Annotated in this window: 15 protein-coding genes; 2 read left to right on the top strand and 13 right to left on the bottom strand. The window is 47.6% G+C overall.

Features of this window, described 5'->3' with window-relative positions:
- The first annotated feature begins 4 nt into the window (after window positions 1-4).
- Window positions 5-1,258, top strand: coding sequence for an NAD(P)/FAD-dependent oxidoreductase (locus GQS64_RS06260; protein ID WP_198231009.1), 1,254 nt, complete (start codon window positions 5-7; stop codon window positions 1,256-1,258).
- 18 nt (window positions 1,259-1,276) lie between these two features.
- Window positions 1,277-2,053 (top strand): amino acid ABC transporter ATP-binding protein, encoded by a 777-nt coding sequence (locus GQS64_RS06255; RefSeq protein ID WP_198231008.1) that lies wholly within the window; start codon window positions 1,277-1,279, stop codon window positions 2,051-2,053.
- A 264-nt stretch (window positions 2,054-2,317) separates the two neighbouring features.
- Here the strand turns inward: GQS64_RS06255 and lpxB are convergent, their stop codons facing one another.
- The 13 genes from lpxB to rpsB form a co-directional block, all read right to left on the bottom strand.
- Window positions 2,318-3,484, bottom strand: coding sequence for a lipid-A-disaccharide synthase (gene lpxB / locus GQS64_RS06250; protein ID WP_198231007.1), 1,167 nt, complete (start codon window positions 3,482-3,484; stop codon window positions 2,318-2,320).
- Window positions 3,477-4,349: an LpxI family protein gene (locus GQS64_RS06245; protein ID WP_198231006.1), complete on the bottom strand. Its 873-nt coding sequence runs from the start codon at window positions 4,347-4,349 to the stop codon at window positions 3,477-3,479. The genes lpxB and GQS64_RS06245 overlap by 8 nt, the downstream gene beginning before the upstream one ends.
- Window positions 4,350-4,351: 2 nt before the next feature.
- Window positions 4,352-5,179 (bottom strand): acyl-ACP--UDP-N-acetylglucosamine O-acyltransferase, encoded by an 828-nt coding sequence (lpxA, locus tag GQS64_RS06240; RefSeq protein WP_198231005.1) that lies wholly within the window; start codon window positions 5,177-5,179, stop codon window positions 4,352-4,354.
- Window positions 5,180-5,188: 9 nt separating this feature from the next.
- Window positions 5,189-5,668 carry a 3-hydroxyacyl-ACP dehydratase FabZ gene (gene fabZ, locus GQS64_RS06235; protein ID WP_077991901.1) on the bottom strand — a complete coding sequence of 160 codons (480 nt, stop codon included), beginning with the start codon at window positions 5,666-5,668 and terminating at the stop codon, window positions 5,189-5,191.
- 4 nt (window positions 5,669-5,672) lie between these two features.
- Window positions 5,673-6,716, bottom strand: coding sequence for a UDP-3-O-(3-hydroxymyristoyl)glucosamine N-acyltransferase (lpxD, locus tag GQS64_RS06230; RefSeq protein WP_077991899.1), 1,044 nt, complete (start codon window positions 6,714-6,716; stop codon window positions 5,673-5,675).
- 47 nt (window positions 6,717-6,763) lie between these two features.
- Complete coding sequence (gene bamA, locus GQS64_RS06225; RefSeq protein WP_077991898.1) at window positions 6,764-9,178, bottom strand: outer membrane protein assembly factor BamA; 2,415 nt, start codon at window positions 9,176-9,178, stop codon at window positions 6,764-6,766.
- Window positions 9,179-9,406: 228 nt separating this feature from the next.
- Window positions 9,407-10,555, bottom strand: a complete 1,149-nt coding sequence (gene rseP / locus GQS64_RS06220; protein ID WP_198231004.1) for an RIP metalloprotease RseP — start codon at window positions 10,553-10,555, stop codon at window positions 9,407-9,409.
- A gap of 15 nt (window positions 10,556-10,570) precedes the next feature.
- Window positions 10,571-11,386: a phosphatidate cytidylyltransferase gene (locus GQS64_RS06215; RefSeq protein ID WP_198231003.1), complete on the bottom strand. Its 816-nt coding sequence runs from the start codon at window positions 11,384-11,386 to the stop codon at window positions 10,571-10,573.
- Between the two features lie 76 nt (window positions 11,387-11,462).
- Window positions 11,463-12,212, bottom strand: coding sequence for an isoprenyl transferase (locus tag GQS64_RS06210; RefSeq protein ID WP_255520164.1), 750 nt, complete (start codon window positions 12,210-12,212; stop codon window positions 11,463-11,465).
- Window positions 12,213-12,221: 9 nt separating this feature from the next.
- Window positions 12,222-12,782, bottom strand: a complete 561-nt coding sequence (gene frr, locus GQS64_RS06205; protein WP_077991895.1) for a ribosome recycling factor — start codon at window positions 12,780-12,782, stop codon at window positions 12,222-12,224.
- Between the two features lie 27 nt (window positions 12,783-12,809).
- Window positions 12,810-13,529 (bottom strand): UMP kinase, encoded by a 720-nt coding sequence (pyrH, locus tag GQS64_RS06200; RefSeq protein ID WP_077991894.1) that lies wholly within the window; start codon window positions 13,527-13,529, stop codon window positions 12,810-12,812.
- A gap of 149 nt (window positions 13,530-13,678) precedes the next feature.
- Window positions 13,679-14,602, bottom strand: a complete 924-nt coding sequence (tsf, locus tag GQS64_RS06195) for a translation elongation factor Ts (RefSeq protein WP_198231001.1) — start codon at window positions 14,600-14,602, stop codon at window positions 13,679-13,681.
- A 119-nt stretch (window positions 14,603-14,721) separates the two neighbouring features.
- The gene (gene rpsB / locus GQS64_RS06190; protein ID WP_077991892.1) at window positions 14,722-15,498 is read right to left on the bottom strand and encodes a 30S ribosomal protein S2; all 777 of its coding nucleotides are present in this window, start codon (window positions 15,496-15,498) and stop codon (window positions 14,722-14,724) included.
- Window positions 15,499-15,594: the final 96 nt, after the last annotated feature.

Below are 15,594 nucleotides of genomic sequence, written 5' to 3'. Positions count from 1 at the left end.
TTGAATGGAAAAATTTGATGTTATCGTACTTGGTGCGGGAATTGTCGGCGTATGCACGGCTCTACATCTTCAATTCAAAGGGTATAATGTCTGTCTCGTCGATAAAAAAGAACCGGGACAAGGAACAAGTTACGGCAATGCGGGACTGATTGAACGCTCCAGCGTCATCCCCTATCATTTCCCAAGAGAATTTTCCCGCCTTCTTGCCTATGCCTTGAACCGGCAACCGGATGTCCGATTTGACTGGACCTATTTACCTAAAATAGCTCCCTGGCTTTTCAGGTTCTGGCAACAATCGTCACAGAAGAACCTTGAAATTGCCACTCAGGCTATGTTGCCACTCATAGAAAATAGTGTCAAAGAACATGACTTTCTTGCAGCCAAAGCAGGAGCAACGTCTTTCATCGAATCGAAAGGCTGGTTGGAAATTTACCATACGGAGAAAGCGTTTGATGAAGCGAAAAAACATCTTCTGACACTTCAACGTTTTCATCTTGCCTATGATATTCTCGACCGGCAAAAATTGCAGGAAAGAGTGCCATTCATCAGTTCGGCAATGATCGGTGCTATTCATTGGCTTGACCCGAAAACCGTCAATGATCCGGGGGGTCTTACTGCCGCTTATGCAAATTATTTTATAAAACAGGGCGGATCTTTTTTAAAACTCGATGCATTCAAAACAAAAAACAACGACGGCAGATGGCAGATCGAAGATCAGGGACACTCTGTTTCTGCGCCCGATATTGTTGTTGCACTCGGTGCACAGTCGGTTCGTTTTCTGAACCGCTTCGGTTATCATCATATTCCCTTCGCTATCAAGCGCGGTTATCACATCCATTACCGGAAGGTCGATCAAAACACGTCTCTTGCCCATTCCATCTGTGATCCGGTTTCAGGCTTTGTTCTTGCACCGATGCGTCAGGGAATTCGCTTGACCACAGGAATCGAATTTGCAAATCCGGAAGCGCCGGCCTATTGGACACAGATAAAACGAGTGGAAAAAATTGCCAAAAGCATTTTTCCGCTCGGCGAGACTATCGAAGCCCGACCATGGCTGGGTGAACGCCCTTGCCTTTCCGATATGCGGCCGGTGATCGGAAAAGCTCCGAAACATCATGGGCTTTGGCTCAATTTCGGTCACGCACATCATGGATTGACGCTGGGGCCTGTCAGTGGAAAATTGCTCGCCGGAATGATGACGGGCGAACAACCATTGACATCACCCGATCTATTCAGTCTAACACGTTTTACAAGATAGAAACGGAGAACAACTGCAATGACGGCAGTTCAGCAAACGAACGACACAAACACAGAAGGTGAACATGTTATCGTCATTGAAGGATTGAACAAATGGTACGGCGAATTTCAGGCACTTTACGATATTTCGCTTGATGTTAAAGCTGGAGAACGAATTGTTCTATGTGGGCCGTCCGGTTCCGGCAAATCGACACTTATACGCTGCATAAACCAGCTTGAAATCCCCGAACAAGGCAGCATCGGCATTTATGGCGTCGATATAATGAGTGCCCCTCAGCCGGAACAGAAAAAAGTTCTTCGCGAAGTGGGCATGGTATTTCAGCACTTCAATTTATTTCCGCATATGACAGTCATGCAAAATTGCATTCTTGCGCCAATGACCGTTCAGGGGCTTACAAAAGAACAGGCAAAAGAACGTGCCATGACTTACCTGAGCAAAGTGGGTATCGAAACGCACAGCGAAAAATATCCCTCGCAATTGTCGGGTGGACAACAGCAACGCGTTGCCATTGCACGTGCGCTCTGTATGGAACCGAAAGTTATGTTATTTGACGAACCGACCTCTGCTCTTGATCCGGAAATGGTTGGCGAAGTTCTCGATGTTATCGTCAAGCTTGCCGACACCGGCATGACTATGCTTTGTGTAACACACGAGATGGGTTTTGCCCGTGAAGTTTCGGAACGCGTACTGTTTCTGGAAAATGGTAAAATCATCGAAGACACAACGCCCGATAAATTTTTCACCAATCCTGATAATCAACGAGCTAAGGAATTTCTGGCAAAAATCAAACATTGAGCTGTTTACAGGTGAGAACTCTTGGTCCCAACCTGAGCCAAGCTTCAGCCACATTGGTTGAAGCGGCATTTCAGGCTATCCCTACACTCAAATCTCGCCTTTAAACCCGCTTCAATGCTGCCATGAAACAATTTTAACAAATAATCATTCCGGTTTTGTCAGAATAGACGTGCTCATTCGGCAAGATTGTGTTGGTGCGGGCGTTGAATGACTTGTCCCACACGCGCCCCGAATGTTGTTTTGGCGATAATGTCAGTAAGATAATTAATTCTGTTTCAGATATTTAAGAATGGCTTGTGAAGCGATTTCACCTGATGGCAAGGTGGTTGCCATAGTTTTCCTAATGAGAGAAAATCCGTCAAGTTGAGCCTGACGCACCGGTCCGGCAGCAACCAATTGTTCAATTTGTCTTGCAAGCATACCCGGACGCAAAAATTCGTTAAAATATTCCGGCACAACCGGTCGATCGGCGATGATATTGGGCAAAGCTGCACTCCACACTTTCACTCTGGGCAAAATAAAAGTTTTTGAAAACAGATCCGCTTTATAACCGAGCACCATTGGCACATCGGCCAATGCCAATTCAAGCGATACTGTACCTGAAGCAGCCAAAGCAGCGTCGGCCTTGGCAAATGCCGCCCATTTTTCATCCTCACCGGTAACAATATTGACTTTAACCGTCCATTCGCTTGCAAATTTTCGTACCTGATCGGCAAGACGCGGCAATGTAGGCAAAACAAATTCTATATCCGGCCGGCGCTTTTTCAATATTTCCAAAGCTTGCCCGAATATCGGCATCAAACCGCGAATTTCAAAATGTCTCGACCCCGGTAAAACGACAACTGTCGGTGCGTGCTTCACTTCCTCGATGCGAGAAGATCTCAACTTTTCAATCGCTACCAGTGGCGGATAAGTCAACAGACGATGTCCGACATAAGTTGCAGGCGGGCCTTGCAAATCGCGCATAACCTGTTTTTCAAACGGCAAAACGACAAGGACATGGTCAATATAGGGACACATTGCTTTCGCCCGTTCGGGTCGCCATGCCCAGACAGATGGAGCAATATATTTTATAATCGGAATTTCCGGCGAAAGCTTCCTTACTTTTTTTGCTACACGGTGCGTGAAATCGGGACTGTCAATGATAATGAGGCAATCGGGCTTTTCATCGGCAATAAAATGCGCCAAACGATGAATATGGAGGATCAGTTTCGGCAGTTTTTTCAAGACTGCTCCAAGTCCCATTAACGCTATATCGTCGACATTAAAGACGCTTTTTAGCCCAAGTGCTTCAAGGTGGCTGCCGCCAACTCCGATCAGCTTGATATTTCGCCCCGTCTTTCGCGCCAGTGACGAAACAAGATCAGCACCGAGAAGATCGCCGGATTCTTCACCCGCCACGATAGCAATTTTCAAACGACCGTCAGACATAATCGTTTTTTCCGAAAGTTTCGATAAACATCGAAGATTTGTCGGCTTGCTCGACCGTTTCTTTCAATGAAACAATGAAAGTTCGTCCGGCTTCGACTGCAACGCCCTCCAATAGACATTCGTTGGCGCGGATAATCGTTTCGGGACCGATTGTCGGTAGATCGGCCCGTTCATCCTGTTGCGCCTTCGTACGTTTCACAAGCACCCCGCCAATTGGCGGAATACGTTTTTCCTCACGCATTTCCTTGATACGACGTAACATATTATCGGTTCCCTCCGCCCCTTCGACAGCCACGACACGCCCCCTGACTGCGACTGCTCCCTGTCCGATATCAAGTTTTCCCAATATCGCCGCAGCCTTTGCTGCCAACATGATGTCGCGCCAATTTTTATCATTGGCGCGTTTTTTTGTCAGGTTAAAGCCTATCGGTGCCAATAATTGCGGAACAACCTCATGCGCTCCAACAACATGAAATCCATATTTTTCCACAACACTGATGAATGCTTTCAATAATGCATCATCACCCTGCCCCAACGCCCGGAATAATTTTGGCAAAGCCGAGATCGTTGTCCAATCCGGACGCAAATCTGTCAAATTCGGTCTGCTTTTTACGCCGCCAGCCAATATAACGTTCTTGACGTCGGCTTTTTTCAAAGCCTTTATCAATTTTGCCAGTTGCACGACCGATATTTCGCAATGATCGAAATTATAAAGGCTCGAATCGGCCTCGCCTTTCAAGGGAACCAGAAACGGTTTTTCGCCTCTTTCCTGAATGGCTTTGGCCACAGCCAAAGGTAATACACCATTACCTGCAATGATAGCAGTACGACCGGAAAGGCTACGTTTTGTGTCGCCCTTCCCCATATTCAATATCCAGTGTCGTCGCTGCTAATGGTATGTTGAAGTTTTGGCGTGCAAAAAGCGCGTTTGTGATCGGCTTCAATAAAATCGATAATGTCGATGACTGCTTTTGAATCGGGATAAGCATTGCGCACATCAATGGCTCTTTCCTTGACCGGTTTGGTTCTGTCAAAGAGCATGGGAACAGCATGGCGCACCGCATGAATTTCCTTATGCGGCAATCCCGACCTTTTCATACCGATAATATTCAAGCCTCCGAGCCATGCATGGACACCGATGGCAGAACCATAGGGAATGAGATCGCCAACCAATGCGGCCAAGCCGCCAACAAAAGCATGATGGCCAACACGAACAAATTGATGAACCGCGCCGCCTCCACCGATAATCACATAGTCACCGATGACAACATGTCCGCCGATCATCACATTGTTGGAAAAAGTGACATGATTTCCCAAAGCGCAATCATGTGCAACGTGCGCATAAGCCAAAAATTCGCAATCATCGCCAACGGTCGTTGTTCCGCGACTTGTATCAGACCCGCGGTGCATCGTGACACCTTCACGAATGATACAATTTTTTCCGATAACCAAAGTGGTGCGCCCACCTTTGTGTTTGTTGTTTTGCGGATCACCGCCCAGTACCGCATTCGGATAGACAAGACCATTTGCACCCAATGTAGTAGGTCCCATAATAACGACATGACTAAGTAGCCGAGAATTGTCGCCAATGACGGCGTCGCTGCTAATGTGACAGAATGGCCCTATTCTGACATCGGTTCCAAGCTCCGCACCTTTTTCGACAATCGCAGTTGGATGAATTTCAACACCGGCCATTCTTTTATCCTATTCTTCTTTATTATCGCCAACAGCAATCATAGCTGCGACTTCCGCTTCCGCCACACGGTTTCCGTCAACTTCTGCAACACAGGAAAAGCGCCTAATTCCACCATGTTGTTTCAATTTCTTGACATGAAGCTTTAACTGATCGCCAGGGACAACCGGTTTACGGAATTTTGCTTTATCAACCGTCATGAGATAAACAACACCGGGTTTTTCATCTCCCTGCACAAGCAAAGAAATTGCCCCTGCTGTCTGGGCCATGGCTTCAATAATGAGCACCCCCGGCATAATCGGATTTTCCGGAAAATGGCCGGTAAAATGTGGTTCATTCACCGTAACATTTTTGATACCGGTTGCCGAACGATCGCCGTCAATATCAACAATGCGATCAATGAGGAGAAATGGATAGCGGTGAGGCAAGATAGACAAGAGCTTGCGTATATCAACTGCTTCCAAACTGTTTTTCTCGACAGCAGCATTCATCTCGTCATTTCTCCTTATTGAACTTTGTCATATTTCTAAGAGCTGCAACTTCACGGAACCATTGTTTAATAGGTCGAGCGGGACTTCCTCCCCACTTTTCTCCATCGGGTATATCATTCATAACGCCGCTTGCAGCAGCAATCTGAACATGTGACCCGACCTTGACATGATCTGCCAGACCGACACTGCCGCCAAGCTGCGTCATGTCACCTATCGTGGAACTGCCGGCAATTCCGCAATGCGCTGCAATAAGACAATAGCGACCGATCTGGACATTGTGGGCAATTTGTACAAGATTATCAATCTTTGTACCTTCACCGATCACCGTATCTTTCAGTGCGCCACGATCAATCGTTGTATTGGCACCTATTTCCACGTCATCCTGAATGATAACCCGACCAAGTTGCGGTATTTTTTCAATTCCGCCCGGACCACCAACATACCCGAATCCATCCTGCCCGACCCTGACACCCGGATAAAGATGGACACGATTGCCTATGAAACTATACTGGATTGAAACCGAAGGTGCGATATAGCATTCTCTCCCCACGCGGCAATTTTCACCAATCACAGCAGTTGAAGAAACAAGTGTGCCGCTCCCCACTTCAGCGCCTCTCCCGATAACGGCACCGGCTTCTACCGTAACACCTTCTTCGAGCTTTGCTTCGGGATGAATAAAAGCTTGCGGGGAAATACCATATTCGCCGAACCATGGTGCCGGCTTTGCAGCAGTGGGAAACAAAATACGCCCGATCATCGCAAAATCGCGATGAGGCGACGGCGTTACCAGTGTAGCAATATTATCAGGAACTTTGGAAGCAACGTCTTCCGAACAAAAAACTGCAAGTGCCCGACTATCACGCAAAGCTTTTGCAAATTTTCTGTTTTCAACAAAAACCAGCGAGCCCGGCTCCGCATTATCAAGCGAAGAAAGATGCTCTATAACCAAAGCACTCTGTTCAGGATTGCGTAAAGCGGCACCTGTCAAAGCTGCCGCCTCGCCAACAGTCAACTGTCGGGACGGCGTAAAAAATAATGAATCCGCCATCAGAACACTTTCTCTCCCGACCCTGTCCGGTCGGGAGAAAGGAAAAATTAGAACTTGGTTGAGACACCAAAGTTGAAGTTCTGTGTCCGATCACCACTCTCTTTAGCAACAGGCCAAGCATAGTCAAAACGCAACGGGCCAAATGGAGAAGCCCACATCAAGCTGACACCGGCCGATGCACGCCATGCGCTATCATCACCCGTAACCGGATTTTCATTGGGAATACTCGGCTCATAATTATTGCCATATAATGTCGCGGTATCGGCAAAGAACGCGCCACGCATACCCAGACTATCCGGCACAACCGGCATCGGGAACTGGATTTCCGCTGTAGCATTCATATAGGTCGTACCACCGAGGAAGTATTTATCCCCATCCGAAGACCGTTGGCGTGCACCGATACCGTTATATTTGAAACCGCGAATCATGTCCGAATTGCTCTTGAACATATCGAAGATACGAACACCATCGTCACCGATTTCGTGAATATAACCGCCACCGACAGACAACAGCCCGACGAGATCATATGTTTCAGAAATCGTCTTGTACATCATAGCCTTACCGGTTGTCTTCAGGAAGTTGGCGTCGCCACCGATACCGGCATATTCCTGAATACCGCGAATGAAGAGACCATCATGTGGATTTTTCATGTCATCAATCGTGTTATAGGTCAAACCATAACTAACTGAAGAACGGGTCCACGGACTATTCTCGGAAGCCTCGATAATGGCACCGGAATAATCTTTCATTTCCTCTTGTTCTTTAGTTGTACCGTTTTGCGCTGCAAGTTTCCTATAGTGCCCCTTATGGTCGAGATTATATTCTTCCTGAACGTAGTTATAGGCGATACTACCGGTCAACTGTTCGGTAATCGGAACACCGAAACGAATTGAACCACCAGTTTGTTTAACATCATAATCGTCATTCATACGATATGTACGACGGAAAATATCAAATCCTGCCGACAAGCGATAACCGAGGAAATAAGGTTCGGTAAACGACAAATTGTAATTACGTGCGTCATCCTCACCGGCACCGGCACCAATACGAACATATTGGCCACGTCCCAGGAAGTTACGCTCCGTGATAGAAGCTTCAACCGAAGCCCCCGGCGAATCACCGCCGGTTGTATAACCGCCACCGATAGAAAATTCACCGGTTGATTTTTCAGTTACATCAACGACAAGGATAACTTGATCGGGTTCAGAGCCCGGAGCAGTCGAAACATTGACCGTCTGGAAGAAACCAAGCCCCTCAAGACGACGCTTGGCGCGCTGAACCATTGTCTGGTTATAAGCGTCACCTTCGTTCAAATCGAGTTCGCGACGGATAACATAGTCGCGAGTTTTGTCGTTTCCACGGATTTCGATACGTTCGACGTAAGCGCGCGGCCCCTGATCGATATTATAAACAATGGAAATTGTATGATTGTTGAAATCACGGTCACCGCGTGGTTCGACTTTGGCAAAAGCGTAACCGGAATCAGCGACCTTGTCGTTGATTGCCAAAACCGAATCTTCAATGCGCTTGGCCGAATAAACATCACCCTCATGGGTCTTGAGCACTTTCTGCATTGATTGGGTATCAACACCCTCGATCGTGCTATCAACCTGAACGTCACCTAATTTGTAGCGGGCGCCTTCATCAACAACAAACTTGATTTTATAAGAATTGCTTGCTTCATCAAAGGTCGCATCAGCCGAAACAATCTGGAAATCGGCATAGCCGTGATTGAAATAAAAACGGCGAAGAGCTTCCTGATCGGCCTGAAGACGATCATCACTGTAAACGTCGCCACGTGTCAGCCATGAAAGGAAGTTCGAGCGCTTGGTAGCGATAACATCACGTAAACGGCGGTTACCAAAAGCCTTGTTGCCTTCGAATGTAATATCATCAATCTTGGTCTTCTTGCCTTCTGTGATTTTGAAGACAACATTGACACGCCCTTGCCCCAAATCAACAGTCTGGGCAGAAACGGCGGCGTCATTACGACCTACATAACGATAGGCATCACGGATAGCCTGCTCGTCCGATGCAAGCTTGGCCGGATCAAAGGCTTCGCGTGGTTTAAGCGAGATAACACGCTGCAAATCCGGATCCTTGACCTTTTTATTGCCCTGGAAAAGCACCTGATTGACGACTTCGTATTCCTTAACGGTTACGACGAGCGTGCTCCCGACTTGATTCATCTTGACGTCGGAGAACAGCCCCATTGCAAAGAGCCGTTTCAAACCTTCATCAATATCGGTATTGGAAAAATTCTTCCCGACTTTGATACCCGTGTTATCACGAATCGTCTGTGCGTCAACACGCTGATTGCCATGAACCTCGATGGAGCGAACGACAGCCGCCTGTGCAACCCCCATCCCCAAGACCGAGACAGCTACAGTTGCCGGAACGGCCATTGCTACTGTAAGTGCCAGTGCAGATGCTGCGCTAAGAAATTTCGAATTCGCCGTCATTGGCTTCTTTACCCTTGTTTATTTGTTTCCGGACACATTGCGTCCAAAAATGCTTATATACCCCTAATAACGGGTTTTTTTATACAAGCAAGGCCTTCCGTTAAATTCTGCCTACTTCTTTATAAACCGTGGCATGTATGCCACGGCATTTCATAAATATGGTAAACAGTTTACACCATTTTCAATCAGAATTACCGTAGAACTTGATAAACTGTTAACACAGCTTAATCAACCGAACCAGCATAAATAATCATTGGATATTGCAAATAACATAAAAGCCATTACCGCAATAAAGCCGATTGTGAATATCGATTCCTGAATACGTTTTGGAACCGGACGCCCGATAATGCCTTCAATGACGTAAAAAACCAGATGCCCGCCATCAAGCGGAGGCAGTGGAAAAAGATTAATGAGGCCGATTCCTATCGAAAGAAATGCCGTAAAATTGAGCAGCGACATAAATCCCGTTTCGCTTACCTGCCAGGCGATTGTCGCGGTTTTTGACGGTCCGCTCAATTGGCAACGATCCTCTCTTCCGGCAATCAAGCGGCCGAGAAAACGCACAGTTTGCACAACAATAAATGCCGACTTATCCGTAGCCTCGCCAATTGCACCAAACAAACCGTAATCAATATGTCGTTCATAAGCGGGATCTAATCTTTGCGGATTATTCGGATCAACCGGCGCACCGGCCCCGATCATGCCGACACGCACTTTATTGCCGAAGCCGTCATCCCGCTCGGTAGGTTTGGGCGTTATCGTGACTGAAAAGGGTGCACCGGCGCGCTCCATACCGAAATTGACCGGATCATCTCCATGAAGAGAGACATAGGAGATGAGATCATCGAAACTTTCGACCTTTTGCCCGTCCATGGTTATGAAACGGTCGCCCGTTTTCAATCCGGCCGACATTGCCGGTGCACCTTCAACCAATGAGCCGATAACCGGTTCTACCGTTATTCTTCCGTACGAAAAAAAGAAAAACGACAAAACGACTACCGTGAAAATTGCGTTAGTAAAGGGCCCCGCAAATACGGTTGCAGCCCTCGCCCATGCACCGGCCGATGCAAAGGAGCCGGGAAGTGCTGCCGCGTCCGATTTCGATGTCATTCCGGCGGCATCTTCATCACCGATAAATTTCACATAGCCGCCAAGCGGTATGAGTGCGATACGCCAACGTGTTCCGCGTTTATCCGTTAAAGCACAAATTTCCGGTCCGAACCCCAGTGAAAAAGTGCTCGCGCCGATACCACACCAGCGCCCGACGAGATAATGCCCCATTTCATGGACAAAAATAATGACCATGATGACACATATCACTCCGATAACACGTAATACCGGCGCTCCGACACCGGTAATAAAACTCATCGTTTCCAAGAAAGGCTCCGTCATTCAGATCAGGTTAAACATATTGGAAGGGACAGTCATATCTGCAAAAATTGCACCGACAAGATAGAGCAGAATGGCGGCAAATACCAATCCGTCAACGCGATCCATAAACCCGCCATGCCCGGGTAGAAAATGCCCTGAATCTTTGACATTGAATTTTCGTTTCACCCATGATTCCGAGATGTCTCCAATTTGGGACACAACCGAAAGAGCAAAAGCAAGAACAGGAATAAACAGATTGGCAGGTGTTGTATCCGCTGCAAGAAACGCAACAAGACAGCCGCCTGCTGTACCGGCAAGAGCGCCTCCGATCGCACCACTCCACGTCTTATTGGGAGAAAACTTCGGCGCAAGTTTCGGCCCTCCCAACGAGCGGCCATTAAAATAGGCAGCAATATCGGTTCCCCAAACAATCGCAAAAAGAAAAATAATTGCGCCGAACCCGAACGGTTCTTCGCCTCTTAGATAAGTGAGTGAAGCCACCGGCAAGGTGGCGTAAAGATATCCACCTGCTACCCAGCCTGCATTGCCAAGCGACCTTAGTGCAAGGATAATCGCCCCCACAGCAATTGTAACGAATACAAGCGGAGCCGAATAATCAAGAACAAGCAGAACACCAAATACGACATAAAACACGCTTGCAAGAATATCATCGACTTTTTGCCAACGGCTCTTTGTGATTCCACGCCACTCGAAGAGCACGAAACCGCCAACACACCAGGCAAACAAGGCGAAAGCCGCTCCACCTTCCCATGTCAGAAAAAGTGCCACAACTGCAAAAATAACAGCCGTCAGAATTCTCATGAGAAGATTAGACATTGTTATTCCGCTCCATAAAAGAATTCATGAGGAACCAAAGCCCTGCACCCCGCATTTTTCATCATCCGGAACAATGTCATGGCAATTCTTCTTTTTCTTTGTCTTTTTCATAAACCCGTCCGAAACGGCGTTCACGCAACCAATAATCCGATACCGCAATATCGAGCTGTTCCTCGTTGAACTCCGGCCAATAGCAGGAAGCAAAATAAAGCTCGCTATAAGCAGATTGCCAAAGCAAAAAGTTTGATAAACGCTGTTCGCCGCTGGTGCGGATAATGAGGTCGGGATCCGGCATATCATATGTGTCGAGACAGCTTGAAAAAACCTTCTCGTCAATGTCATCTACATTGATACGCCCCTCGGCCACTGCTTTTATCATTTTCTTGGCCGAGCGGACAATTTCAGCGCGACCGCCATAATTGAACGCAACAACAAGATTAAGGCCATCATTCTCTTTTGTTGTCGTTTCCGCTTCCTGAAGCAATTTCGCAATTTCGCCAGGAACCCCTTCACGCTCACCGATGACACGTATACGGACATTGTTTTCGCGAAGCTCTTTCAAGTCACGTTTTATGAACAGCTTCAATAGCCCCATCAGGTGATTGACTTCTTCATCCGGACGAGACCAATTTTCCGATGAAAACGCAAATACGGTCAACCACTCGAGACCGTTACGACTGGCATGGCGGACAATCCGGTGAAGTGCTTCCATGCCGACCTTATGACCGGCAATACGGGGCAATCCACGTGTCCGCGCCCAACGGCCATTTCCATCCATTATGATCGCGATGTGACGTGGATAAAGCATTGTTTCAACCTGTTGCAGTGATAATCTTCAAACTTGCATGATTTCTGCTTGTTTGGCTGCAAGAATCTTGTCAATTTCACTGATTGTCGTATCGGTCAATTTTTGAATTTTGTCGGAAGCAATCCGGCTTTCATCCTGACTGATTTCGCTGTCTTTTTCAGCTTTTTTCAAACCTTCCATTCCGTCACGACGGACATGGCGAACTGCGACACGAGCCTGCTCGGCATATTGGTGAGCGATTTTAACAAGCTCCTTGCGACGTTCTTCGTTTAGTTCCGGCAAAGGTATACGCAATGTTGTACCGTCTGTAATCGGGTTAAGACCCAAAGAAGATTCTCTGATCGCTTTATCGACAGCGTTTACCATCGACTTATCCCAGACCGAAACCGACAACATACGCGGCTCCGGTACAGCAATATTGGCAACCTGATTAAGGGGAACAGTCGAGCCATAGGCCTCGACTGTAATCGGCTCCAGCAGGCTTACAGACGCCCGCCCTGTCCGCAAACCGGTAAGCTCATGCTTGAATGATGAAATGGCGCCATCCATACGGCGCTTGAGATCGTCGATATTTGTAGCGTCACTCATGCTAATTCTCCTTCAATTCGTTTGATATTATTCGGATACAACTGTGTATCGTCCGGTACCATTCAGCACATTTGCCAATCCACCCTTTTCGCCGATGGAATAGACAATGATGGGAATATGATTTTCACGAGCCAAAGTAATTGCAGTTGTATCCATAACTGCAAGTCCTTTTCTGATAACTTCTTCATGTGTCAAGCGGTCATAACGGGTTGCATTCGGATCCTTTTTCGGATCGGCAGAATAAATTCCGTCAACCTGTGTAGCTTTCAATAACACATTCGCACCAATTTCCGCAGCTCTGAGGGCGGCAGCCGAATCGGTGGTAAAAAAGGGATTTCCTGTGCCACCTGCGAAGATGACGACTTTACCCTGACTGATATAGCCGACAGCCTTTCGTTGCGAAAAACTTTCACAAATTTGCGGCATGGCAATGGCAGATAGAACGACCACATCCACGCCCAATTTGGTCAGCGATGTGCGCAGCGCAAGCGAATTGATTGCCGTTGCCAGCATCCCCATATGATCGCCGGTAACCCGATCGCCACCTCTCGACGCGACCGCAACGCCCCGAAAAATATTTCCGCCACCGATAACAACACCGACTTCGACGCCCATTTCATGAGCATCGGCAATATCTTTAGCGATACGATCCACCACCGAAACGTCGATACCAAAACTTTGCCCCCCCATCAAAGCCTCACCAGAAGCTTTCAATAAAATCCGTTTATAGAGGGGCTTATTTGTCATCTGTAGTCTCCGAATGCAAAATTTGACTGTGCCTTCGATACACGAAGGGCATCGCATTGTCACGCGATGCCCTCTCTACAACGTTTTTTTTGCTTCTCACAATGCTAAAAGCATCGCTTTCAAGCAAATAAACCGAATTTTGTCAGAAATTAGCCTTTTACTGCCGCTGCAACTTCCGCTGCAAAATCACTTTCGGCCTTTTCAATCCCCTCGCCCAGAGCGAAGCGGACAAAGCCTGTGATTTTTGCCGGAGCACCGATTTCTTTTTCGGCTTCCTTTAAGGCCTGACTTACAGTCTGATCAGGATTGATGACAAAAGCCTGCGAGAGAAGCACAACTTCCTCGAAAAACTTGCGCATACGGCCTTCTACCATCTTCTCGACGATATTGGCAGGTTTACCCGACTGGTTGGCCTGTTCGGAATAAATTGCCTTTTCACGTTCGACAGCAGCCGGATCAACCTCTTCGGCGGTGAGAGCCAACGGATTGGTTGCCGCAACATGCATAGCAACCTGACGACCGAAATGTTCGGCTGCATCTTTGTCACCATTGGTTTCGATAGCAACAAGAACACCGATTTTTCCTAATCCGTCGCCGATGCCGTTGTGAATATATGTAGCAATAACACCATTATCGACCGAAAGTTCGGCAGAACGACGGAATGTCATGTTTTCGCCGATCTTACCGATTGCATCTTTGAGAGTTTCGGCAACAGTCTTATCCGATCCCGGATAAACCGAAACCGAAATTTTTTCCAATGTACCGTCAGTACCCAAAGCGGCCTTGGCAATATTGCGAACAATATCCTGAAACGCATCGTTACGGGCGACAAAATCGGTTTCGGAATTTACTTCAACAAGAACAGCCTTTTTGCCGTCCGAAGCAACGCCGACAAGACCTTCGGCAGCCGTACGCCCTGCCTTCTTATCGGCCTTGGCAATGCCTTTTTTGCGCAACCAGTCAACGGCTGCTTCCATATCGCCATTTGTTTCTGCAAGCGCTGCCTTGCAGTCCATCATACCGGCGCCTGACAATTCGCGAAGTTCTTTCACCTGTGCTGCGGTAATGCTCATATTTACCTCTTAATCTTAATAACGGCGAAAGCGTGCAAGGATTATCCCTCGGCACGCCCGCGATCCTATATCCTTGATTTTGGCACCCTCTCGTTCAAAAGGGGGTGCCAATCTATTCATTATTCTGCGGCAGGAGTTGCTTCATTTTCCAATGCAGGTTCGGCCGGTGCTTCGGCCTGTGCACCAAGATCAACACCCATAGCGCCCTGCTGACGGGCAATACCGTCCAATGCTGCTTTGGCTACGAGATCACAATAAAGCGCAATGGCGCGTGATGCATCGTCGTTACCGGGAATCGGGTAGTTGATATTATCCGGATCGCAGTTTGTATCAATCACAGCGACCACCGGAATACCAAGACGCTTGGCTTCGTCGATTGCAATTTTTTCTTTGTTTGTGTCAATAATGAACAGAAGATCGGGAACCGATCCCATATCCTTGATACCGCCGAGTGCACGATTGAGTTTCTCGCGGTCATGTTCAAGATTCAAACGTTCTTTTTTGGTAAAACCTTGTGCCTCATTGGCAAGAATTCCATCAAGCTTGCGCAGACGTTGAATCGAATTGGAAATTGTTTTCCAGTTTGTCAACATACCGCCAAGCCAGCGAGCATTGACATAATATTGAGCCGAACGGTTTGCAGCTTCTGCAATAATGTCGGAAGCCTGACGTTTTGTGCCAACAAAAAGCACACGGCCGCCACGGGCAACAGTATCCGAAACCACCTTCAATGCATTATGAAGCAATGGAACAGTCTGTGCGAGATCGATAATGTGAATATTATTGCGCTGCCCATAGATATAGGGAGCCATTTTCGGGTTCCAGCGATGTGTCTGGTGACCAAAGTGAACGCCGGCTTCCAGAAGCTGGCGCATAGTGAAATCTGGCAATGCCATTTTTTTATCCTTTCCGGTTGAACCTCCACGGAAAGAGGCAGAAAAACTGCCACCGGCGGAAAATTGCGGATTTCTCCCGCAACTCCCCTATTTCCG

Origin of the sequence: Bartonella sp. P0282, assembly GCF_048452985.1 — a bacterium.
GTDB classification, from domain to species: domain Bacteria; phylum Pseudomonadota; class Alphaproteobacteria; order Rhizobiales; family Rhizobiaceae; genus Bartonella; species Bartonella choladocola.
Note: the sequence above shows the minus strand (reverse complement) of the source record. Positions and strands in the feature narration are given on the sequence as shown.

Coding starts and splice junctions, on each gene's coding strand:
- GQS64_RS06260 (WP_198231009.1), top strand. CDS start 5: ATGGAAAAATTTGATGTTATCGTACTTGGTGCGGGAATTGTCGGCGTA.
- GQS64_RS06255 (WP_198231008.1), top strand. CDS start 1,277: ATGACGGCAGTTCAGCAAACGAACGACACAAACACAGAAGGTGAACAT.
- lpxB (WP_198231007.1), bottom strand. CDS start 3,484: ATGTCTGACGGTCGTTTGAAAATTGCTATCGTGGCGGGTGAAGAATCC.
- GQS64_RS06245 (WP_198231006.1), bottom strand. CDS start 4,349: ATGGGGAAGGGCGACACAAAACGTAGCCTTTCCGGTCGTACTGCTATC.
- lpxA (WP_198231005.1), bottom strand. CDS start 5,179: ATGGCCGGTGTTGAAATTCATCCAACTGCGATTGTCGAAAAAGGTGCG.
- fabZ (WP_077991901.1), bottom strand. CDS start 5,668: ATGAATGCTGCTGTCGAGAAAAACAGTTTGGAAGCAGTTGATATACGC.
- lpxD (WP_077991899.1), bottom strand. CDS start 6,716: ATGGCGGATTCATTATTTTTTACGCCGTCCCGACAGTTGACTGTTGGC.
- bamA (WP_077991898.1), bottom strand. CDS start 9,178: ATGACGGCGAATTCGAAATTTCTTAGCGCAGCATCTGCACTGGCACTT.
- GQS64_RS06215 (WP_198231003.1), bottom strand. CDS start 11,386: ATGTCTAATCTTCTCATGAGAATTCTGACGGCTGTTATTTTTGCAGTT.
- frr (WP_077991895.1), bottom strand. CDS start 12,782: ATGAGTGACGCTACAAATATCGACGATCTCAAGCGCCGTATGGATGGC.
- pyrH (WP_077991894.1), bottom strand. CDS start 13,529: ATGACAAATAAGCCCCTCTATAAACGGATTTTATTGAAAGCTTCTGGT.
- tsf (WP_198231001.1), bottom strand. CDS start 14,602: ATGAGCATTACCGCAGCACAGGTGAAAGAACTTCGCGAATTGTCAGGC.
- rpsB (WP_077991892.1), bottom strand. CDS start 15,498: ATGGCATTGCCAGATTTCACTATGCGCCAGCTTCTGGAAGCCGGCGTT.